The 15,547-nt window shown below is 72.7% G+C and carries 16 protein-coding genes; 6 read left to right on the top strand and 10 right to left on the bottom strand.

Annotated features, from left to right (window positions below; translation table 11 throughout):
* Window positions 1-15 precede the first annotated feature (15 nt).
* Window positions 16-885: a hypothetical protein gene (locus ABZU69_RS02745; RefSeq protein WP_354962689.1), complete on the bottom strand. Its 870-nt coding sequence runs from the start codon at window positions 883-885 to the stop codon at window positions 16-18.
* A gap of 54 nt (window positions 886-939) precedes the next feature.
* Between ABZU69_RS02745 and ABZU69_RS02740 the strand changes: the two genes are divergently transcribed.
* Window positions 940-2,103 carry a DNA recombination protein RmuC gene (locus tag ABZU69_RS02740; RefSeq protein ID WP_089017708.1) on the top strand — a complete coding sequence of 388 codons (1,164 nt, stop codon included), beginning with the start codon at window positions 940-942 and terminating at the stop codon, window positions 2,101-2,103.
* A 57-nt stretch (window positions 2,104-2,160) separates the two neighbouring features.
* On the opposite strand, the gene ABZU69_RS02735 is transcribed toward ABZU69_RS02740, so the two are convergent.
* The gene (locus ABZU69_RS02735) at window positions 2,161-2,586 is read right to left on the bottom strand and encodes a hypothetical protein (protein WP_354962688.1); all 426 of its coding nucleotides are present in this window, start codon (window positions 2,584-2,586) and stop codon (window positions 2,161-2,163) included.
* 58 nt (window positions 2,587-2,644) lie between these two features.
* A complete protein-coding gene (locus ABZU69_RS02730; RefSeq protein WP_354962687.1) occupies window positions 2,645-3,631 on the bottom strand; it encodes a 4-hydroxy-3-methylbut-2-enyl diphosphate reductase in 987 nt (328 codons plus the stop codon).
* A 113-nt stretch (window positions 3,632-3,744) separates the two neighbouring features.
* Between ABZU69_RS02730 and xseA the strand changes: the two genes are divergently transcribed.
* Together xseA and ABZU69_RS02720 are read left to right on the top strand one after the other, a co-directional pair.
* On the top strand, window positions 3,745-4,959 hold the full coding sequence (xseA, locus tag ABZU69_RS02725) for an exodeoxyribonuclease VII large subunit (RefSeq protein WP_354962686.1): 1,215 nt from the start codon (window positions 3,745-3,747) through the stop codon (window positions 4,957-4,959).
* Window positions 4,960-5,005: 46 nt separating this feature from the next.
* Window positions 5,006-5,227 carry an exodeoxyribonuclease VII small subunit gene (locus ABZU69_RS02720; RefSeq protein ID WP_354962685.1) on the top strand — a complete coding sequence of 74 codons (222 nt, stop codon included), beginning with the start codon at window positions 5,006-5,008 and terminating at the stop codon, window positions 5,225-5,227.
* A 43-nt stretch (window positions 5,228-5,270) separates the two neighbouring features.
* Here ABZU69_RS02720 and ABZU69_RS02715 read toward each other — a convergent pair whose 3' ends face one another.
* Window positions 5,271-6,119, bottom strand: a complete 849-nt coding sequence (locus ABZU69_RS02715) for a hypothetical protein (protein WP_354962684.1) — start codon at window positions 6,117-6,119, stop codon at window positions 5,271-5,273.
* Window positions 6,120-6,338: 219 nt separating this feature from the next.
* On the bottom strand, window positions 6,339-7,049 hold the full coding sequence (locus ABZU69_RS02710; RefSeq protein ID WP_354962683.1) for a DUF4245 family protein: 711 nt from the start codon (window positions 7,047-7,049) through the stop codon (window positions 6,339-6,341).
* Window positions 7,050-7,208: 159 nt separating this feature from the next.
* On the opposite strand from ABZU69_RS02710, the gene glpX reads away from it, so the two are divergent.
* Window positions 7,209-8,240 (top strand): class II fructose-bisphosphatase, encoded by a 1,032-nt coding sequence (glpX, locus tag ABZU69_RS02705; RefSeq protein WP_354962682.1) that lies wholly within the window; start codon window positions 7,209-7,211, stop codon window positions 8,238-8,240.
* Window positions 8,237-9,238 (top strand): DMT family transporter, encoded by a 1,002-nt coding sequence (locus ABZU69_RS02700; protein WP_354962681.1) that lies wholly within the window; start codon window positions 8,237-8,239, stop codon window positions 9,236-9,238. The genes glpX and ABZU69_RS02700 overlap by 4 nt, the downstream gene beginning before the upstream one ends.
* A gap of 9 nt (window positions 9,239-9,247) precedes the next feature.
* On the opposite strand, the gene ABZU69_RS02695 is transcribed toward ABZU69_RS02700, so the two are convergent.
* On the bottom strand, window positions 9,248-10,165 hold the full coding sequence (locus ABZU69_RS02695) for an NAD-dependent epimerase/dehydratase family protein (protein WP_354962680.1): 918 nt from the start codon (window positions 10,163-10,165) through the stop codon (window positions 9,248-9,250).
* Window positions 10,166-10,303: 138 nt separating this feature from the next.
* Between ABZU69_RS02695 and ABZU69_RS02690 the strand changes: the two genes are divergently transcribed.
* On the top strand, window positions 10,304-11,002 hold the full coding sequence (locus tag ABZU69_RS02690) for a TetR/AcrR family transcriptional regulator (RefSeq protein WP_354962679.1): 699 nt from the start codon (window positions 10,304-10,306) through the stop codon (window positions 11,000-11,002).
* Between the two features lie 39 nt (window positions 11,003-11,041).
* Here the strand turns inward: ABZU69_RS02690 and ABZU69_RS02685 are convergent, their stop codons facing one another.
* The 4 genes from ABZU69_RS02685 to ABZU69_RS02670 all read right to left on the bottom strand — a co-directional run bounded on the left by ABZU69_RS02685 (window position 11,042) and on the right by ABZU69_RS02670 (window position 15,255).
* Window positions 11,042-12,010 carry an NAD(P)/FAD-dependent oxidoreductase gene (locus ABZU69_RS02685; protein ID WP_354962942.1) on the bottom strand — a complete coding sequence of 323 codons (969 nt, stop codon included), beginning with the start codon at window positions 12,008-12,010 and terminating at the stop codon, window positions 11,042-11,044.
* Between the two features lie 106 nt (window positions 12,011-12,116).
* Entirely contained in the window at window positions 12,117-12,770 is a 654-nt protein-coding gene (locus ABZU69_RS02680; RefSeq protein ID WP_089017719.1) for a rhomboid family intramembrane serine protease, read from the bottom strand.
* A gap of 114 nt (window positions 12,771-12,884) precedes the next feature.
* Window positions 12,885-13,562 carry a transglycosylase SLT domain-containing protein gene (locus ABZU69_RS02675; RefSeq protein ID WP_354962678.1) on the bottom strand — a complete coding sequence of 226 codons (678 nt, stop codon included), beginning with the start codon at window positions 13,560-13,562 and terminating at the stop codon, window positions 12,885-12,887.
* Window positions 13,563-13,839: 277 nt separating this feature from the next.
* Entirely contained in the window at window positions 13,840-15,255 is a 1,416-nt protein-coding gene (locus tag ABZU69_RS02670) for a PhoH family protein (protein ID WP_354962677.1), read from the bottom strand.
* Between the last annotated feature and the right edge of the window lie 292 nt (window positions 15,256-15,547).

Here is a 15,547-nt window from a genome sequence, read left to right as displayed (position 1 = left end):
GTCACTCAGCGGCGGTCACCAGTCGCCGCCGCCGAAGTCACCGCCGCCGAAATCGCCGCCGCCGAAGTCACCGCCGCCGCCGAAGTCACCGCCGCCGCCGAAATCGCCGCCCGCGTAGTCGCCGCCGGCGTAGTCGCCACCACCCTGGTCGCCGCCGTCGAAGCCCTGGTCGCCGCCCTGGTCGCCGCCGTCACCGCCCTGGTCGCCGCCGTCAGCGCCCTGGTCGACGCCGTCGCCGAAGCCCTCCTGGTAGCCCTCGTCGTAGCCGTAACCCGGGTCCGCGAAGGCGGGCGAGAACAGCGCGTCGGCGATCAGGATGCCGCCGAGCACACCGGCGCCGGCGCCCAGCGCGGTCTTCCACCACGGCGTCGAGTACCAGCCCGCCGGCACCGGCCGGCCCTTGTAACGGCCACCGGGGTAGTAGTAGGGCGTGTCCCGGCCGGGTTGCGGGCCGGCCCGGAAGGTCTGCCCCTGCACGTCGACCTCCCGCTCCTTGGTGAGCTGTCCGACCCCGCGCGCCGCGGCCAACTGCGGCACCTCCGGGCCGGGATCGATGCCCAGTGCCGTCCGTGCCGCCCGGATGTACGCCAACCCCTCCAGCGCGGTCTCCCGGGCCAGCGCGAACTGGTTGGGCGTACGCGCCTGCTCCAGCTGTGAGCCCGCCGCGTTGTACCGCTCACCGGCGTCGGACAGCGCCTGGCGGACCGCCGGCTCGTCGCCGTGCAGGTTCATCAACTGGCCGCCGAGGCGCTCGTACCAGCGTTGCGCCTCCGCGCGGGCGTCACCGAGTTCGGTGCGCTGCCGGGCGGTGGCCTGGGCACGGATGATCGCCGCGGCGCCCAGCACGCCGACCACCACGATGGCGAGGCACAGCAGAAGTTCCATGTCTCCGAACGTACCCCCGGGCGTCACGTCGTATCCGTCTGGCAAGCTCCGGTGATGGACGTCTCGACGCTGCTCCTGGTGATCGTGTGCCTCGGCGCCGGCGGGGCGGTGGGCTGGCTCGCGGCCCGGTCCCGGTCGGCGGCCGACATCGCCCGGCTGGACGCCACGCTGACCGCGACCCGGGAGGGCGAGGGGCGCCTAGAGCAGTCCATGCGGGCGCTGAGCTACGAGGCCACCGCCCAGTCCCAGGAGGCGGTGGCCCGCGCGGTGGCGCCGCTGCACGAGACCCTGCGCCGCTACGAGCAGCGGGTCGCCGACCTGGAGCACGACCGGGTCGACGCGTACGCCGAGCTGCGTGAGCAGGTCCGCTCGATGAATGCCGTCTCCGGCGAGCTGCGCACCGAGACCAAGCAGCTGGTGGCGGCGCTGCGCGCGCCGCAGGTGCGGGGCCGCTGGGGCGAGCACCAGTTACGCCGGATCGTCGAGGCGGCCGGCATGCTGGAGCACTGCGACTTCTCCGAGCAGGTCACCGCCGCCACCGACGAGCAGGTCGTCCGCCCGGATCTGGTGGTCCGGCTGCACGGCGGCCGGTCGGTGGTGGTGGACGCCAAGGCGCCGTTCGACGCGTACCTCACCGCGATGGAGGCCCGCGACGAGCGCGGCCGGGACACGCACCTCGACGCGCACGCCCGGCACCTGCGGGGGCACGTCGACGCGCTGGCCGCCAAGTCCTACTGGGCCGCGTTCGACAGCTCGCCGGAGTTCGTGGTGCTGTTCGTGCCCGCCGACCCGTTCCTCGACGTCGCGCTCCAGCGTGACCCGACGCTGCTGGAGCACGCCTTCGCCCGCAACGTGGTGCTGGCCACGCCAGCCACCCTGGTCGCCCTGCTCCGCACGGTGGCCTACTCCTGGCGGCAGGAGGCGCTGGCCCGCAACGCGCTCGCGGTGCACACGCTGGCCCGGGAGCTGTACGGGCGGCTCGCCACGCTCGGCGACCACGTGGGCAAGCTCGGCTCGTCGCTGGCCGGCGCGGTGACGGCGTACAACCGGGCGGTCGGATCGCTGGAGGCCCGAGTGCTGGTCAGCGCGCGCAAGCTCGCCGAGCTGGGCGTCTCGGACGAGGAACTGGCCAGTCCGGCCCAGGTCGAGCTGACTCCCCGTCAGCCGCAGGCTCCCGAGCTGCTGGACGACGTCGTCCCCGTCGACCGCGACCGCTGACCGGTTTCGCCGGCGGCTGACCGGTCGGCCGGGCGGGTTACCCGCTGGCCCACCGTGTCAGCTACGGTGCGCGCTCTCGACGACGAACGGCGTGCCCTGCTGGCAGGTGGTCATCATGCCGGGCTCGACCCGGCCGGTGACGGTCACCTTGGCACCGGCGGTGAGCACGTCCCGCGGGCCGCCGATCAGCAGGTAGCCGTCGAGCAGCACGCAGTTCGGCTCCACGCCAGGGGTGATCGTGCCGGTGAGTTCGGTGGCTCCGACGGGCGGCGGGACGGTGGGTCCACCGGGTGGTTTGAGCGTCGGGGCGGGGGTGGGTGTCACCGGGCCAGGGGTCGGCGGGACGGCCGCCGACGGGCTGGGCTGCCCGGTGGCCGGTGACGATCCGCTCGGGGTGGGGGTGGCAGGACCGTCCGTGCCGCCGCAGGCGCTCAGCGCCGCGCAGACCACCAGGGCGGAGACGACGAGCCGAAAGGTCCTCATGCCGATTTGGACGCGCCGGAGTGGCCGGGCGTTCCCGCCGGAAACCCGCCGAGACCACTCAACCGCGGGCCGCCGCGGCCTTCATGTCCCGCTTCAGCTCCTGCGGCAGCGAGAAGGTGAGCCGCTCGTTGGCGGTGGTGATCTCCTCGACGTCGGCGAAACCGCGTGCCGCCAGGTGCGCCAGCACGTCCCGGACCAGGTCCTCGGGGACGCTCGCGCCGGAGGTCACGCCGACGGTACGGGCGTCGGCCAGCCAGGCGTCTTCGATCTCGTGGGCGAAGTCGACCAGATGACCGGCGCGGGCGCCGGCGTCCAGGGCCACCTCGACCAGCCGGACGGAGTTGGACGAGTTTCGCGAGCCGACGACCATCACCACGTCGCACTCCGGGGCGATCTCCTTGACCACGTGCTGCCGGTTGGAGGTCGCGTAGCAGATGTCGTCGCTGGGCGGCGACTGGAGCAGCGGCAGCCGCTGCTTGAGCCGGGCGACCGTCTCCAACGTCTCGTCCACCGAGAGCGTGGTCTGGGAGAGCCAGACCACCTTCTCCGGGTCGCGAACGGTGATCTTGTCGACGCCGTCCGGCCCGTCCACCAGCTGGATGTGGGCGGGAGCCTCGCCGGCGGTGCCGACGACCTCCTCGTGCCCCTCGTGACCGATCAGCAGGATGTCGTAGTCCTCGGCGGCGAACCGCTTCGCCTCCTGGTGCACCTTCGTGACCAGCGGGCAGGTCGCGTCGATGGCCTTCAGTGAGCGCGCCTTCGCCTGCTCGTAGACCTCGGGGGCCACCCCGTGCGCGGAGAAGATGACGGTGGCGCCCTCCGGCACCTCCTCGTTCTCCTCCACGAAGATCGCGCCCTGCGCCTCCAGGGTCTGCACGACGTGCTTGTTGTGCACGATCTGCTTGCGGACGTAGATCGGGGCGCCGTAGAGCTTCAGCGCCTCCTCGACGGTCTGCACCGCGCGGTCGACGCCCGCGCAGTAGCCGCGGGGCTTGGCCAGGAGCACGCGCTTACCGGTCTGGGGGGTCGCCTGAGCCTCGGTCACCCGTCCATCGTACGTGTCCGATTTCCCGGCGGCAGCGGCCGCGACCCCGCCCCTCCTGCCGCGCCGAGGCCCGAGGCCGATCCGGTGGGGTGGGTGGGTCGTAGGGTGGGCGGGTGAGTGACGGGGCGCGGAGCAGCGCGGAGGAGCCGTGGCCGGTCCGGGTGGTCAGCCAGAAGGTGGGCGCCTGGATCGCGAAGCTCGGCTGGGTGTGGGTGGACGGGCAGGTGGCGCAGATCAGCCGCCGGCCCGGGGCCAGCACCGTCTTCCTCACCCTGCGTGATCCGTCGGCCGACCTGAGCCTGACCGTCACCACCAACCGGGACGTACTGGACGCCGGCGCGCCCGAGCTGCGCGAGGGCGCCCGGGTGGTGCTGCACGCCAAACCGGAGTTCTACGCCGCCCGCGGCACGCTGAGCCTGCGTGCCGACGAGATCCGCCAGGTGGGGCTGGGTGAGCTGCTGGCCCGGCTGGAGAAGCTCAAGAAGCTGCTCGCCGCCGAGGGACTTTTCGACCGGGCACGCAAACGCCGGCTGCCGTTCCTGCCCGGCCGCATCGGGCTGATCACCGGCAGGGCGTCGGCCGCCGAGCGGGACGTGCTGACCAACGCACGGCGACGGTGGCCGGCGGTGGAGTTCCGTACGGTGAACGTGGCCGTGCAGGGCCCGTCCGCGGTGCCGCAGATCATCGACGCGCTCAAGGTGCTGGACGCCGACCCGAGCATCGACGTGATCATCATCGCCAGGGGTGGCGGCGGCATCGAGGACCTGCTGCCCTTCTCCGACGAGGCGCTCTGCCGCGCGGTGTTCGGCTGCCGCACCCCGGTGGTCAGCGCGATCGGTCACGAAACGGACGCGCCGTTGATCGACTACGTCGCCGACGTCCGCGCGTCCACCCCGACCGACGCGGCCAAGCGGGTGGTCCCCGACCTCACCGAGGAGGTACGCCTCATCGGTCAGGCCCGGCACCGCCTCGAACGGGCGGTGCGCAACCTGGTCGACCGGGAGTCCCACCGGCTCGACGGGCTACGTTCCCGTCCGGTGCTGGCCCGGCCGCAGGTGATGGTGGAGCAGCGGGCGACCGACCTGAGTGCGCTGCGTCAGCGGGCCGGACGATGCCTGGCCCACCGCCTGGGTGCGGCCGACGACGAGCTGCGGCACACCCTGGCCCGGCTACGCGCCCTCTCACCCGCGGCCACCCTCGACCGGGGGTACGCGATCGTGCAGCGCGCGGACGGCCACGTGGTCCGCGCGGCGGCCGAGGTCGGCAAGGGCGACCCGCTGCGCGTCCGCCTGGCCGACGGTGAGCTGGCCGCCACGGTGGACGGCTGAGTGGCGGGGCGCGGCGACCGGAGCGTGGTGTGCTGAGATGGACGCGATGACTGACGACACGAAAGCCGGGCCGGACGAGCGGCTCAGCTACGAGCAGGCCCGTGCCGAGCTGGCCTCGGTGGTGGAGCGGCTGGAGGCCGGCGGCACGTCCCTGGAGGAGTCGCTGGCGCTCTGGGAGCGCGGCGAGGCGCTGGCGGTGATCTGCCAGCGGTGGTTGGACGGCGCCCGGGCGCGGATCGAAGCGGCCCGGCAGGAGTCCGCCTCCTGACCGCCGGTGGGGCGACCGGAGCCGCCCCACCCGCGTACGACCGTCAGTTGAACAGGCTGTACAGCTCGGCCGGCGCCTCGACGACCTGGTTCGCCGGCGGCTTCTGCGCGGCGGTGGCGGCACCGTAGTCGGAGTACGTCATCCGGATCTCCTGCGCCGCGGTCTGCCCGGCGGCCGGGAGTTGCAGCACCAGCTCACTGAGCCGGCCCTGCGGATCCACCTTCGCGGTGAACGGAACCGTCTTCGCCTGCGTGCCCAACGCGGCGATCGTGGCGGCGTTCAGCGAGCCGGCCTCGGCCGCCCTGCTGACGTCGATGGTGCCGGCGTACGTGCCGGTGCCGGTGCTGCGGACCTCGGTGATGCCCTGGGTCAGCACGGCGCTGCCGGCCGGGTCGACCTTCTCGAAGTCGAAGCCGAGGCTCCGGTTGCCCTTGATGCGGGTCTGGTCCAGGTGCTGGTACTTGCCGAGGTTGAGCCGCTTGATGGCGGGCAGGCTGTCGGCGGTGGCGCCGGTCAGCTCCAGCTTCACCCAGCTGTCCGGCTTGAAGTGGATCACGTCGAGCTTCATGGCCAGGTCGGACGAGGGACCGCCAAGCGCGATCTTCATGGACGCGCTCTGGCTCGGCTGGTGCACCTGGCCCTCGGCGGTGGAGCCGACGCCGGCGAGGGTGAAGCGGAAGTTTCCGTTGCTGATCTCCCGGGTGGAGTCGAGCAGGGCCTGCTTGGCGTCGCCCGCCACGGGCGAGCCGGGCGGGCTCGGCACGCCGGACGCGCTCACCGTCGGGGACGCGGTCGATCCGGCGCTAGAGGTCCCACTGCTGTTGCAGGCGGCCAGGCCGGGCGTGAACAGGGCGGCGGCCACCAGGCCGGCACTGAGTCGTCGAACAGTCATATGTGTCTCCCAAGGGGGTCACCCGACGACCAGGACGGCGCCGGAAACCGGGCGACGCAGCAGCACCCTCGGCTGCGCCGCGCGACCCGGGCCGTGCGCGCGCCCGGATCACTCCCTCTCTGTTCCCTGTCGACCCGTCGGACAATCACCCTTTCTGTCCGGTTGCCCGGTGGAGGACGGCGCCGGTGGGACCGGGGCGGCACGAGGCCACCCCGCCCGTCAACGCAACGAGCCGGCGAGTTGGCGGAGTTCGTTGTCCCGGGCGTCTCCGATGACCAGCACCGTCCGGGCCGGCTCCAGCAGCACCAGCGCCTGCTGGTTGCCCCGTGCGGTGTAGCGCTGCCAGGTGCGTCCGGCCAGCTCCGTCGGGCCCTGCGGCTGGCCCTGGTCGGTCAGCTCGGCGGGGAGCAGCCGCTCCGCCGGCACGCTGCTCTGCACCAGCTGGACGCCCCGCCCCTCCGGGGTGAGGTACCCGATGCGCAGATTCGCGCCGTCCTCGACGGTCTGGAAGCGGGCGCTGACCGTGCGCCAGCCGGAGCTGAGCCCCTGCGGCTGGTTCACCGGGAAGGCGTTCGCCGACTGGGCCTGTTCGATCGCCGGCGCCGGGTCGACCGTGGTGGGCTCGTCGCCGCCGAGGAATCCCCGGTAGAAGGCCAACAGCAGCGCGATCGGGATCAGCAGCACCAGCAGCGAGATCGCCATGTCCTTCGGCGACCGCTCGGATTTCACGGATCCCGTCGGCGGCGGCGGCGCGGGCCGCTCGCCGGCGGCCGGGCCCGACGCGACCAGGGCCGGCTCGTCGGCCGGCGGCGTCGTCCGGTCGGTCTCGGCCTGCTCAGCACCGGAACCGGCGGGGACGTCCGCCGGCGGCTGGCCGCCGGGCGGCGTGGGGTCGTCGGGTACGCGGTCGGCTGGCTGTGCGGGTTCCACCCTCCTATCTTCGCAGCCGCCCGACCGGCGGTATCCGGCCCATCACCGCCCCGCGCCGACGCCGGGTCAGCCATCGTGTGAGGATCAGCGACAAAGCCGGCAGCGGGAGGCGTCCCGCCGTCGGTCCACCCCGCACCGTCGCGAGGAGGAGCAGCCGTCATGACGAACACCAGGACGCGGATCCCACAGGATCTCGACCGTAACCTTGCCCTCGACCTGGTCCGGGTCACCGAGGCCGCGGCGATGGCCGCTGGCCGTTGGGTCGGCCGGGGCGACAAGGAGGGCGGCGACGGGGCCGCCGTCGACGCCATGCGCAAGCTGATCAACTCGATCCAGATGCGCGGCGTCGTGGTGATCGGCGAGGGCGAGAAGGACAACGCCCCGATGCTCTTCAACGGCGAACAGGTCGGCGACGGCACCGGACCGGAGGTGGACGTCGCGGTCGACCCCGTGGACGGCACCACGCTGATGAGCAAGGGCATGCCGAACGCGCTGGCGGTGCTCGCCGTCTCCGAGCGCGGCGCGATGTTCGACCCGAGCGCCGTCTTCTACATGGAGAAGCTCGCCGTCGGGCCGGCGTACGCCGACGTGATCGACATCAACGCCGGGGTGGCCGACAACCTGCGCCGGATCGCCAAGGTCAAGGGCACCGACGTCTCGGAGGTGACGGTCTGTGTGCTGGACCGCAGCCGCCACGACGACCTGGTCGCGCAGATCCGCCGCGCCGGAGCGGGTATCCGGTTCATCTCCGACGGGGACATCGCCGGTTCCATCGCGGCGGCCCGGGGCGAGTCGGACGTCGACGTGCTGATGGGCATCGGTGGCACCCCCGAGGGCATCATCTCCGCCTGCGCGCTGAAGTGCATGGGCGGGGCGATGCAGGCCAAGCTCTGGCCGCGCGACGACGAGGAGCGGGAGAAGGCGCTCGCCGCGGGGCACGACCTGGACCGGGTGCTGGGCACCGACGACCTGGTCACCGGGGACAACTGCTTCTTCGTGGCGACCGGTGTCACCTCCGGGGATCTGCTGCGCGGGGTGCGCTACCGGGCCGGCGGCGCGTACACCCAGTCGATCGTGATGCGGTCGAAGAGCGGCACCATCCGCGTGATCGACTCGTACCACCGGCTGGAGAAGCTGGCGCTCTACTCCGCGGTCGACTTCGACGGTCGTCCACTGGCCGAGCAGGAGTGAGTGTCACCGGCACGGCGACGCCACAGACCCTGTCAGCCACCCGCCGGATCACCGGTGTCGCGCTGGCGTCGGTCTCCGGGCTCGCGGTGGCGGTGCAGTCTCGGATCAACGGCGAGATGGGGGTACGCCTGGCCGACGGCTTCGCCGCCGCGGTGGTCTCGTTCGGCGTCGGCCTGCTGGTGCTGCTGGTGCTGGTGCCCGCCACCCCGGGCGGTCGGCGGGGGCTGGTCGCGGTGCGGTCGGCCCTCGCGGCGGGCACGCTCCGGCCCTGGCAGTGCCTCGGCGGGGTGTGCGGGGCGTTCCTGGTGGCCACCCAGGGGCTGACCATCGGCTCGTTGGGCGTGGCGGTCTTCACCGTGGCGGTGGTCGCCGGGCAGACCGGCAGCAGTCTCGCGGTGGACCGGGCGGGAATCGGGCCGACCGGCCGGCAGCCGGTCACCCGGCAGCGGCTGGCCGGTGCGGTGCTCACCGTGCTGGCGGTCGGCCTGGCGGTCGGCGACCGGTTCGGTGACCCGGGCGCGCTGGCGCTGGCCCTGCTGCCGCTGCTCGCCGGGGTGGGCATCGCGTGGCAGCAGGCGGTCAACGGCCGGGTCCGGGCCGCGGCCGACAGCGCCCTGACCGCAACCCTGGTCAACTTCACCGTGGGCACGATCGCCCTGCTCGTCGCGTTCGCGGTCGACATCGCCGTACGCGGCTGGCCGATCGGCCACCTGCCGACCGAACCGTGGCTCTACCTGGGTGGCCCGATCGGCATCGTGTTCATCGCGATCGCCGCGGCGATCGTGCGCTTCACCGGTGTGCTGCTGCTCGGCCTGGCCACCATCGCCGGCCAGATCGTGGGGGCCGTCCTGTTGGACCTGCTGCTGCCCACCGCGGCGTCGCACCCGGGCCCGAACACCCTGCTCGGGGCCGCGCTGACCATGGTGGCCGTGCTGATCGCCGCGCTCGCACGGCCCGGCCCGCCCGCCGCTGAGCGGGACCGGTCTCGCGGCAGGTGACGTGCGGGTTCAGCCGTGCAGGGCCTCGACGATCTCCTTCAGGGCGCGGTCCAGGGGGGTCGGCTCGACGCCGAGGGTGGCGGTGGTGGCGGTCGAGTCCATCAGGAACGGGCGGTCGAACTGGTAGGCGGTCTCCCGCAGCTCACGGATGAACGGGTTGGTCAGGCCGCCCAGCCACAGCACCGGGTAGGGCATCCGGATCAGCTTCGGCGTGGGCGTGCCGGCCAGCGCCGCCGCCCGGGTGGCCAGCTCGCGCATCGGCGCGGCCGGCGCGCTGGGCACGTGCCAGGCCCGCCCCCAGGCCCGCTCCTCGGCGGCTGCCGCGACGAGGGTACGGGCGACGTCGGCGATGTACGTCCAGGTGTGCGGGGCGTCCCAGTTGACGGGCAGGAAGACCCGCTGCTCGGCGAGCACCCGGGGTAGCACCATCATCGCCAGCGAGGTGCCGCCGACGCCGATGTAGTCCGATCCGCGCACCTCGGTGGCCCGGACCCGGCCGGCCCGGTGGGCGGCGAGCGCGTCGGCCCACATCTGGTTGCGTACCCGACCCTTGGTGCCGGTCGCGTTCGGCGGGGTCTGCTCGGTCATCGGGCCGTCGACGGGTCCGTACCCGTAGAGGTTGCCGACCGTCGCGAGCACCGCGCCGGTCCGCTCGGCGGCGGCGAGCAGCGCGCCGGCCAGCGGCGGCCAGTCGATGGGCCAGCGGTGGTAGGCCGGGTTCGCGCAGTTGTACAGCGCCTGCGCGCCGTCGGTCAGCACGCTGAGCCGGTCGGCGTCGGCGGCGTCGGCGGCGATCCGTTCGATGGCGGGGTGCTCCGGCCCGGCGCCTCGGCGGCTGATCACCCGGACCCGTTCACCTCGTTCGGCGAGAAGAAGGGCGGTCGCGGTGCCGACCGGGCCGGTGCCGACGATCACGTGCAGTGCCATGGGAACTCCTCCGAGCGGGGATATGAAGCGAGAGCGGTGCTCTCGGTTGCTCGTCCAGCATGGCCTGCCACCGTGGCAATAGTCAAGAGCAGTGCTCTCTTTTTTGATTGGTGCTCCAAACCGTGGCAGACTGGCCCCATGCCCGCTTCCTCGATCCGCGCCCGGGTCCGCGCCGAGATGCTCGGCGAGATCAAGGCGGTCGCCCGCCGGCACCTCGCCACCGACGGCGCGAACCTCTCATTGCGCGCCGTGGCCCGGGACATGGGCATGGTCTCGTCCGCCATCTACCGCTACTTCCCGAGCCGGGACGACCTGCTCACCGCGCTGATCATCGAGGCGTACGACGCACTCGGCGACGCGGTGGAGGCGGCCGAGGCCGTGCCCGACCGACTCGACCTCCGCGCCCGCTGGCAGGCGGCCTGCCGGGCGGCCCGGGACTGGGCGCTGGCTCACCCCGCCGAATACGCGCTGCTCTACGGCAGCCCGGTCCCCGGGTACGCCGCCCCGGACGACACTGTCGGCCCGGCCCAGCGCCCCCCACTGACCCTGGTCGGCCTGCTCCGGGAAGGGCTGGACGCGGGGCTGCTCAGCCCGCCGCCCGCCGGTGAGCTGCCGGCGCCGCTGCACGACGACCTGACCGAACTGGCCGACACGTTCTTCCCCGGAATGCCCCCCGCCCTGCTGGCCCGGGGCATGGCCGGCTGGACCCAGCTCTTCGGGCTGATCAGCTTCGAGCTGTTCGGCCGGCTCAACCGGACCGTCGCGCACCGGGACGCGTACTTCGACCACCAGGTCGGGCTGCTGGCCGACCTGATCGGTCTGCCCCGCCCGCAGTGACCGCCACCGACGCGAACCGGTCCGCGGCCGGCACCGCGGTCAGCCGGCGTCGGACGAGTGCCCAGGGAACAGGTGGGCGCTCGGGTCGATGGCCACCGCGGCGTTGTTGACCGCCGTCGCGGCCTCGCCGAAGCCGGTCGCGATCAGCCGGACCTTGCCCGCGTACTCGGTGATGTCACCGGCCGCGTAGACCCGGGGCAGGTTCGTCGCCATGGCGCTGTCCACCAGGATGTGCCGGCGGTCCAGCCGCAGCCCCCACTCGGCGAGCGGGCCCAGGTCGGCGGTGAAGCCGAGCGCGGCCACCACCGTGTCCACCGGCAGCGTCTCGGTCGCGCCACCGCGCACGGTCACCTCGGCGCCGGTCACCGTGGCCTCCCCGAACAGCCGAGTCACCTCGGCGTTGACCACCACCCGCACCGGCAGCGACAGCACCCGGGCGACCGTGGAGGCGTGCGCCCGGAACTTCTCCCGCCGGTGCACCAGGGTCACCGAGCGGGCCAGCGGTTGCAGCGTCAACGCCCAGTCGAACGCGGAGTCTCCGCCACCGACGATCAGCACGTCCCGGTCGGCCAACTCGGCCGGCTCCGGTACGAAGTAGACGATGCCGGCGCCTGGCGCGCTGTCGGCGCAGGGCAGCGGCCGAGGGCTGAAGCTGCCCAGGCCGCCGGTGATCACGACCGCGCCGCAGCCGAGCTGCTCGCCACCGGCCAGCCCGAGCACCGGCCGCTCCTCGGCGTACGACAGCTTCTCGGCCCGGGTGCCGAGCAGGTAGTGCGGGCCGAACGGGGCGGCCTGAGCCACCAGGTTGGCGACCAGGTCGCGGCCCTTGACGGCGGGGAAACCGGCCACGTCGAGGATCAGCTTCTCCGGGTACATCGCGGTGACCTGACCGCCCGGCTCCGGCAGCGCGTCGATCACCGCCACCGACAGCCCTCGGAACCCGGCGTAGTACGCGGCGAAGAGGCCGGCCGGACCGGCCCCGATCACGGCGACATCGACCTCGCGCATGGCGTACCGTCGCTTTCCGCTCACGGATCAACGCTTGCTGATCACGACGGTAGGCGGGTGGCGGCGGTCCGGCAAGCACGTCCCAGAGGCGCGCCGAGGGAACCGGTCAGGGCAGGCTGAGCGTGGACCCCGTGTAGTCCGAGCCGCCGACGACCGGCCGGCGACGACGGAACAGGATCGCGGCCACCACCCCGCCCAGCAGCCCGAACAGGTGGCCCTGCCAGGAGATCCGCTCGTCGGTGGGGAGGATGCCGACCAGCTGCCAGCCGTAGAGCAGACCAACCAGCAGGAAGACGGCGAAGTTCCACCAACTGCGCTCGAAGATGCCCCGGGTGAGCAGGATGCCCAGGTATCCGAAGATCACGCCGCTGGCACCGACCACCACCGAGTTGGGCGAGCCGGTGAACCAGACGCCGAGCCCACTGACCAGGATGATGATCAGGGTCGACCAGAGGAACCGCCGGGCGCCGGCGGCCAGCACGAAGGTGCCCAGCAGGATCAGCGGGATGCTGTTGCTGTAGAGGTGGTCGAAGCCATGGTGCAGGAACGGCGAGAAGAAGACCCCGTCCAGCCCGTCGATACGCTTCGGAATGATGCCGGCGGTGGCGTCCAGGCCGAACTCCAGCCCCTGGTCGACGGCCTCGATGAGGAAGAGGAACGGGACCACCGCGCACATCGCGACGAAGGCCCGGCCGAGCGCGGCGTAGAACGCCTCGGTGCCGAACCGGTGGGGGTCGCCGCTTCCAGGGTGCAGGGTCACCCCCCAACTGCTATCAGCAAATGGGGCCGGCCGCCACTCGCGTCCCGTCCGCGCCGGCCCGGTACGGACGACGGCGGGGCGGATGGTCGCCCACCCGCCCCGCCATCGACACCGTCAGTAGTGGCCGTTGCTCTGGAAGAAACCCCAGGCCCCGCAGGGCGTGTCGTACCTGCCCTTGATGTAGCCCAGGCCCCACTTGATCTGGGTGGCCGGGTTCGTCCGCCAGTCGTCGGCGACCGTACCCATCTTGCTGCCCGGCAGGGCCTGCGGAATTCCGTAAGCACCGGACCCGGAGTTGCTGGCCTTGTGGTTCCAGCCGCTCTCCTTGGTCCAGAGCTTCTCCAGGCACGGGAACTCGGCGATGCCGAAACCCGCCTCGATCATCATGGCGCAGCCGACCTTGCGGTTGCCGCTGTACTCGGCGCAGGACGCCGGGATCGGCCCGTCGTACGGCTTGGGCTGCTCCGCCGCCCTCCGCTCGGCCGCCTTGCGCGACGCCGCGGCGGCCTTGGCCTTGCGGGCCCGCTCGGCGGCCTCCTTGGCGGCCTGGGCCGCCCGCAGCTTGGCCTCGTACTCGGCGGCCCGCTGCTTGGCGAACTTCACCCGGTGGGCGGCCTGGCGCTCGCGCTGGTAGGCGAAATCGGCGCGGTCGACCTCAAGGCCGACCTGCGCGGTCAGGCCCTGTTGCTGGGTTTCGCGGTCTTCGCCCAGGTAGAAGCCACCGGCAACGCCCACGGAGAGCAGTGCGACAGCAGCCGTACGGGCGCCCAACCGGCTCCACAGCCGACTCACGAAGTGGTCCCTTCGTCGGGGGCAAGGACGGGGCGCGGCGCCGGCCACACGAGGGCCGTCAGCCGTGCCGCGAGCGCCCCGACCGGTTGCCGGTCGCGCCGCCGCACCGGCCTTCGCCGATGTCGTCCATCTCGGGACGAACGATCATCAACGATTCCTGTGGTGCGTGGGCGCTCGTTGGACACCATCGCGCACAGTGAGACCGATGGGAAACCAACCGACTCGTTCGTGATCTGCGTCACACTGAGAATGCAGACGAATCCCTACATAAGCACCATCAGAGCGGGATGTCCTCCAGCAGATCCGTCACCATGGCGGCAATCGGCGACCGCTCCGAACGGCTGAGCGTGACATGGGCGAAGAGCGGATGGCCCTTGAGCGCCTCGATGACCGCGGTCACGCCGTCGTGCCGCCCGACCCGCAGATTGTCCCGCTGGGCCACGTCGTGGGTGAGCACCACCCGGGAGCCCTGCCCGATCCGGGACAGCACCGTCAGCAGCACGCCGCGCTCCAGCGACTGGGCCTCGTCCACGATCACGAAGGCGTCGTGCAGGCTGCGCCCACGGATGTGGGTCAACGGCAGCACCTCGAGGATGCCCCGCGAGGTCACCTCCTCCAGCACGTTCTCGTGCACCACCGCGCCGAGCGTGTCGAAGACCGCCTGGGCCCAGGGCGACATCTTCTCCGACTCCGACCCGGGCAGATAACCCAGTTCCTGGCCGCCGACCGCGTACAACGGGCGGAACACGATCACCTTCTTGTGCCGGCGGCGCTCCATCACCGCCTCCAGGCCCGCGCAGAGCGCCAACGCCGACTTGCCGGTGCCGGCCCGTCCACCCAGCGAGACGATCCCGATCGACTCGTCCAGCAGCAGGTCGAGGGCGATCCGCTGCTCCGCCGAGCGGCCGTGCAGCCCGAACGCCTCCCGATCACCCCGGACCAACCGGACCGACTTGTCCGGCAGCACCCGGCCGAGCGCGGAGCCGCGCCCCGAGTGCAGCACCAGGCCGGTGTGGCAGGGCAGCCCACCCGCCTCGTCCACGTCGAGCGTCTCGCCGGCGTACAGGCGACCGATCTGCTCCTCGCCCAGCTCCAGCTCGGACATGCCGGTCCAGGTCGGGTCGCTGGCCTGGCCGTGCCGGTACTCGTCGGCCCGCAGGCCCACCGAGGCGGCCTTGACCCGCAGCGGCATGTCCTTGCTGACCAGGGTGACCTCCCGCCCCTCGGCGGCGAGGTTGAGCGCCACGGAGAGGATCCGGGCGTCATTGCTCTCGGTGCGGAACCCGGGCGGCAGCACCCCGTCGTCGGTGTGGTTCAGCTCCACCCGCAACGTGCCGCCGTTGTCGTTGGCGGGCACCGGGTGGTCGAGTCGCCCGTGCCTAATCCGCAGTTCGTCGAGCATCCGCAGCGACTGCCGGGCGAACCAACCCAGCTCCGGATGGTGCCGCTTGCCCTCCAGTTCGGTGATGACCACCAGGGGCAGGACCACCTCGTGCTCCTCGAAGCGGTGGAAGGCCGCCGGGTCGGACAGCAGCACGGAGGTGTCCAGGACGAAGGCCTGGCCGGTTGGTCGCGGCTCCTTGGGGTCGGCCGGCGCGGCGCCCGCCGCACGGCGGCCCCTGCTGGCGCGGCGGGTCGTGGCAGTCGCGGCCGGGGTCTGATCGGCACCGGCGGTCGAACGGCGAGTCGTCACAGGCCTGCTCCGACGGATGGGCACCCGCCACCCGTGTTCCGCCTCCTCCGGTGCCCGGGGACACGGGGTCGGATGCGGAACCCCATGCGCGAGGTCGCAGATCCGGGCGGACCGGCTGGCCCGGGAGAACCCCGTGCCATGCCTAGACGCTAGCGGCGGCGGACCGTCCCGGCTAGAGGGCGATCGTGGATCTCCGGTGACCGCCGTGTGAACGCGCACAGCCCGACGCGGCGGCGGCCGGGCCGGCGCCGACGGGGCGCGGCGGAACCGGCCGGGATGCATGCCCCCTGCG

Origin of the sequence: Micromonospora sp. NPDC005206 (assembly GCF_040608175.1) — a bacterium.
Lineage (GTDB): Bacteria > Actinomycetota > Actinomycetes > Mycobacteriales > Micromonosporaceae > Micromonospora.
Note: the sequence above shows the minus strand (reverse complement) of the source record. Positions and strands in the feature narration are given on the sequence as shown.

Excerpts from the sequence above, each read along its gene's own strand:
- ABZU69_RS02685 (WP_354962942.1), bottom strand. The coding sequence starts at position 12,010 with ATGCGCGAGGTCGATGTCGCCGTGATCGGGGCCGGTCCGGCCGGCCTC.
- ABZU69_RS02735 (WP_354962688.1), bottom strand. The coding sequence starts at position 2,586 with ATGAGGACCTTTCGGCTCGTCGTCTCCGCCCTGGTGGTCTGCGCGGCG.
- ABZU69_RS02695 (WP_354962680.1), bottom strand. The coding sequence starts at position 10,165 with ATGGCACTGCACGTGATCGTCGGCACCGGCCCGGTCGGCACCGCGACC.
- ABZU69_RS02720 (WP_354962685.1), top strand. The coding sequence starts at position 5,006 with ATGACTGACGACACGAAAGCCGGGCCGGACGAGCGGCTCAGCTACGAG.
- ABZU69_RS02715 (WP_354962684.1), bottom strand. The coding sequence starts at position 6,119 with ATGACTGTTCGACGACTCAGTGCCGGCCTGGTGGCCGCCGCCCTGTTC.
- glpX (WP_354962682.1), top strand. The coding sequence starts at position 7,209 with ATGACGAACACCAGGACGCGGATCCCACAGGATCTCGACCGTAACCTT.
- ABZU69_RS02690 (WP_354962679.1), top strand. The coding sequence starts at position 10,304 with ATGCCCGCTTCCTCGATCCGCGCCCGGGTCCGCGCCGAGATGCTCGGC.
- ABZU69_RS02745 (WP_354962689.1), bottom strand. The coding sequence starts at position 885 with ATGGAACTTCTGCTGTGCCTCGCCATCGTGGTGGTCGGCGTGCTGGGC.
- ABZU69_RS02740 (WP_089017708.1), top strand. The coding sequence starts at position 940 with ATGGACGTCTCGACGCTGCTCCTGGTGATCGTGTGCCTCGGCGCCGGC.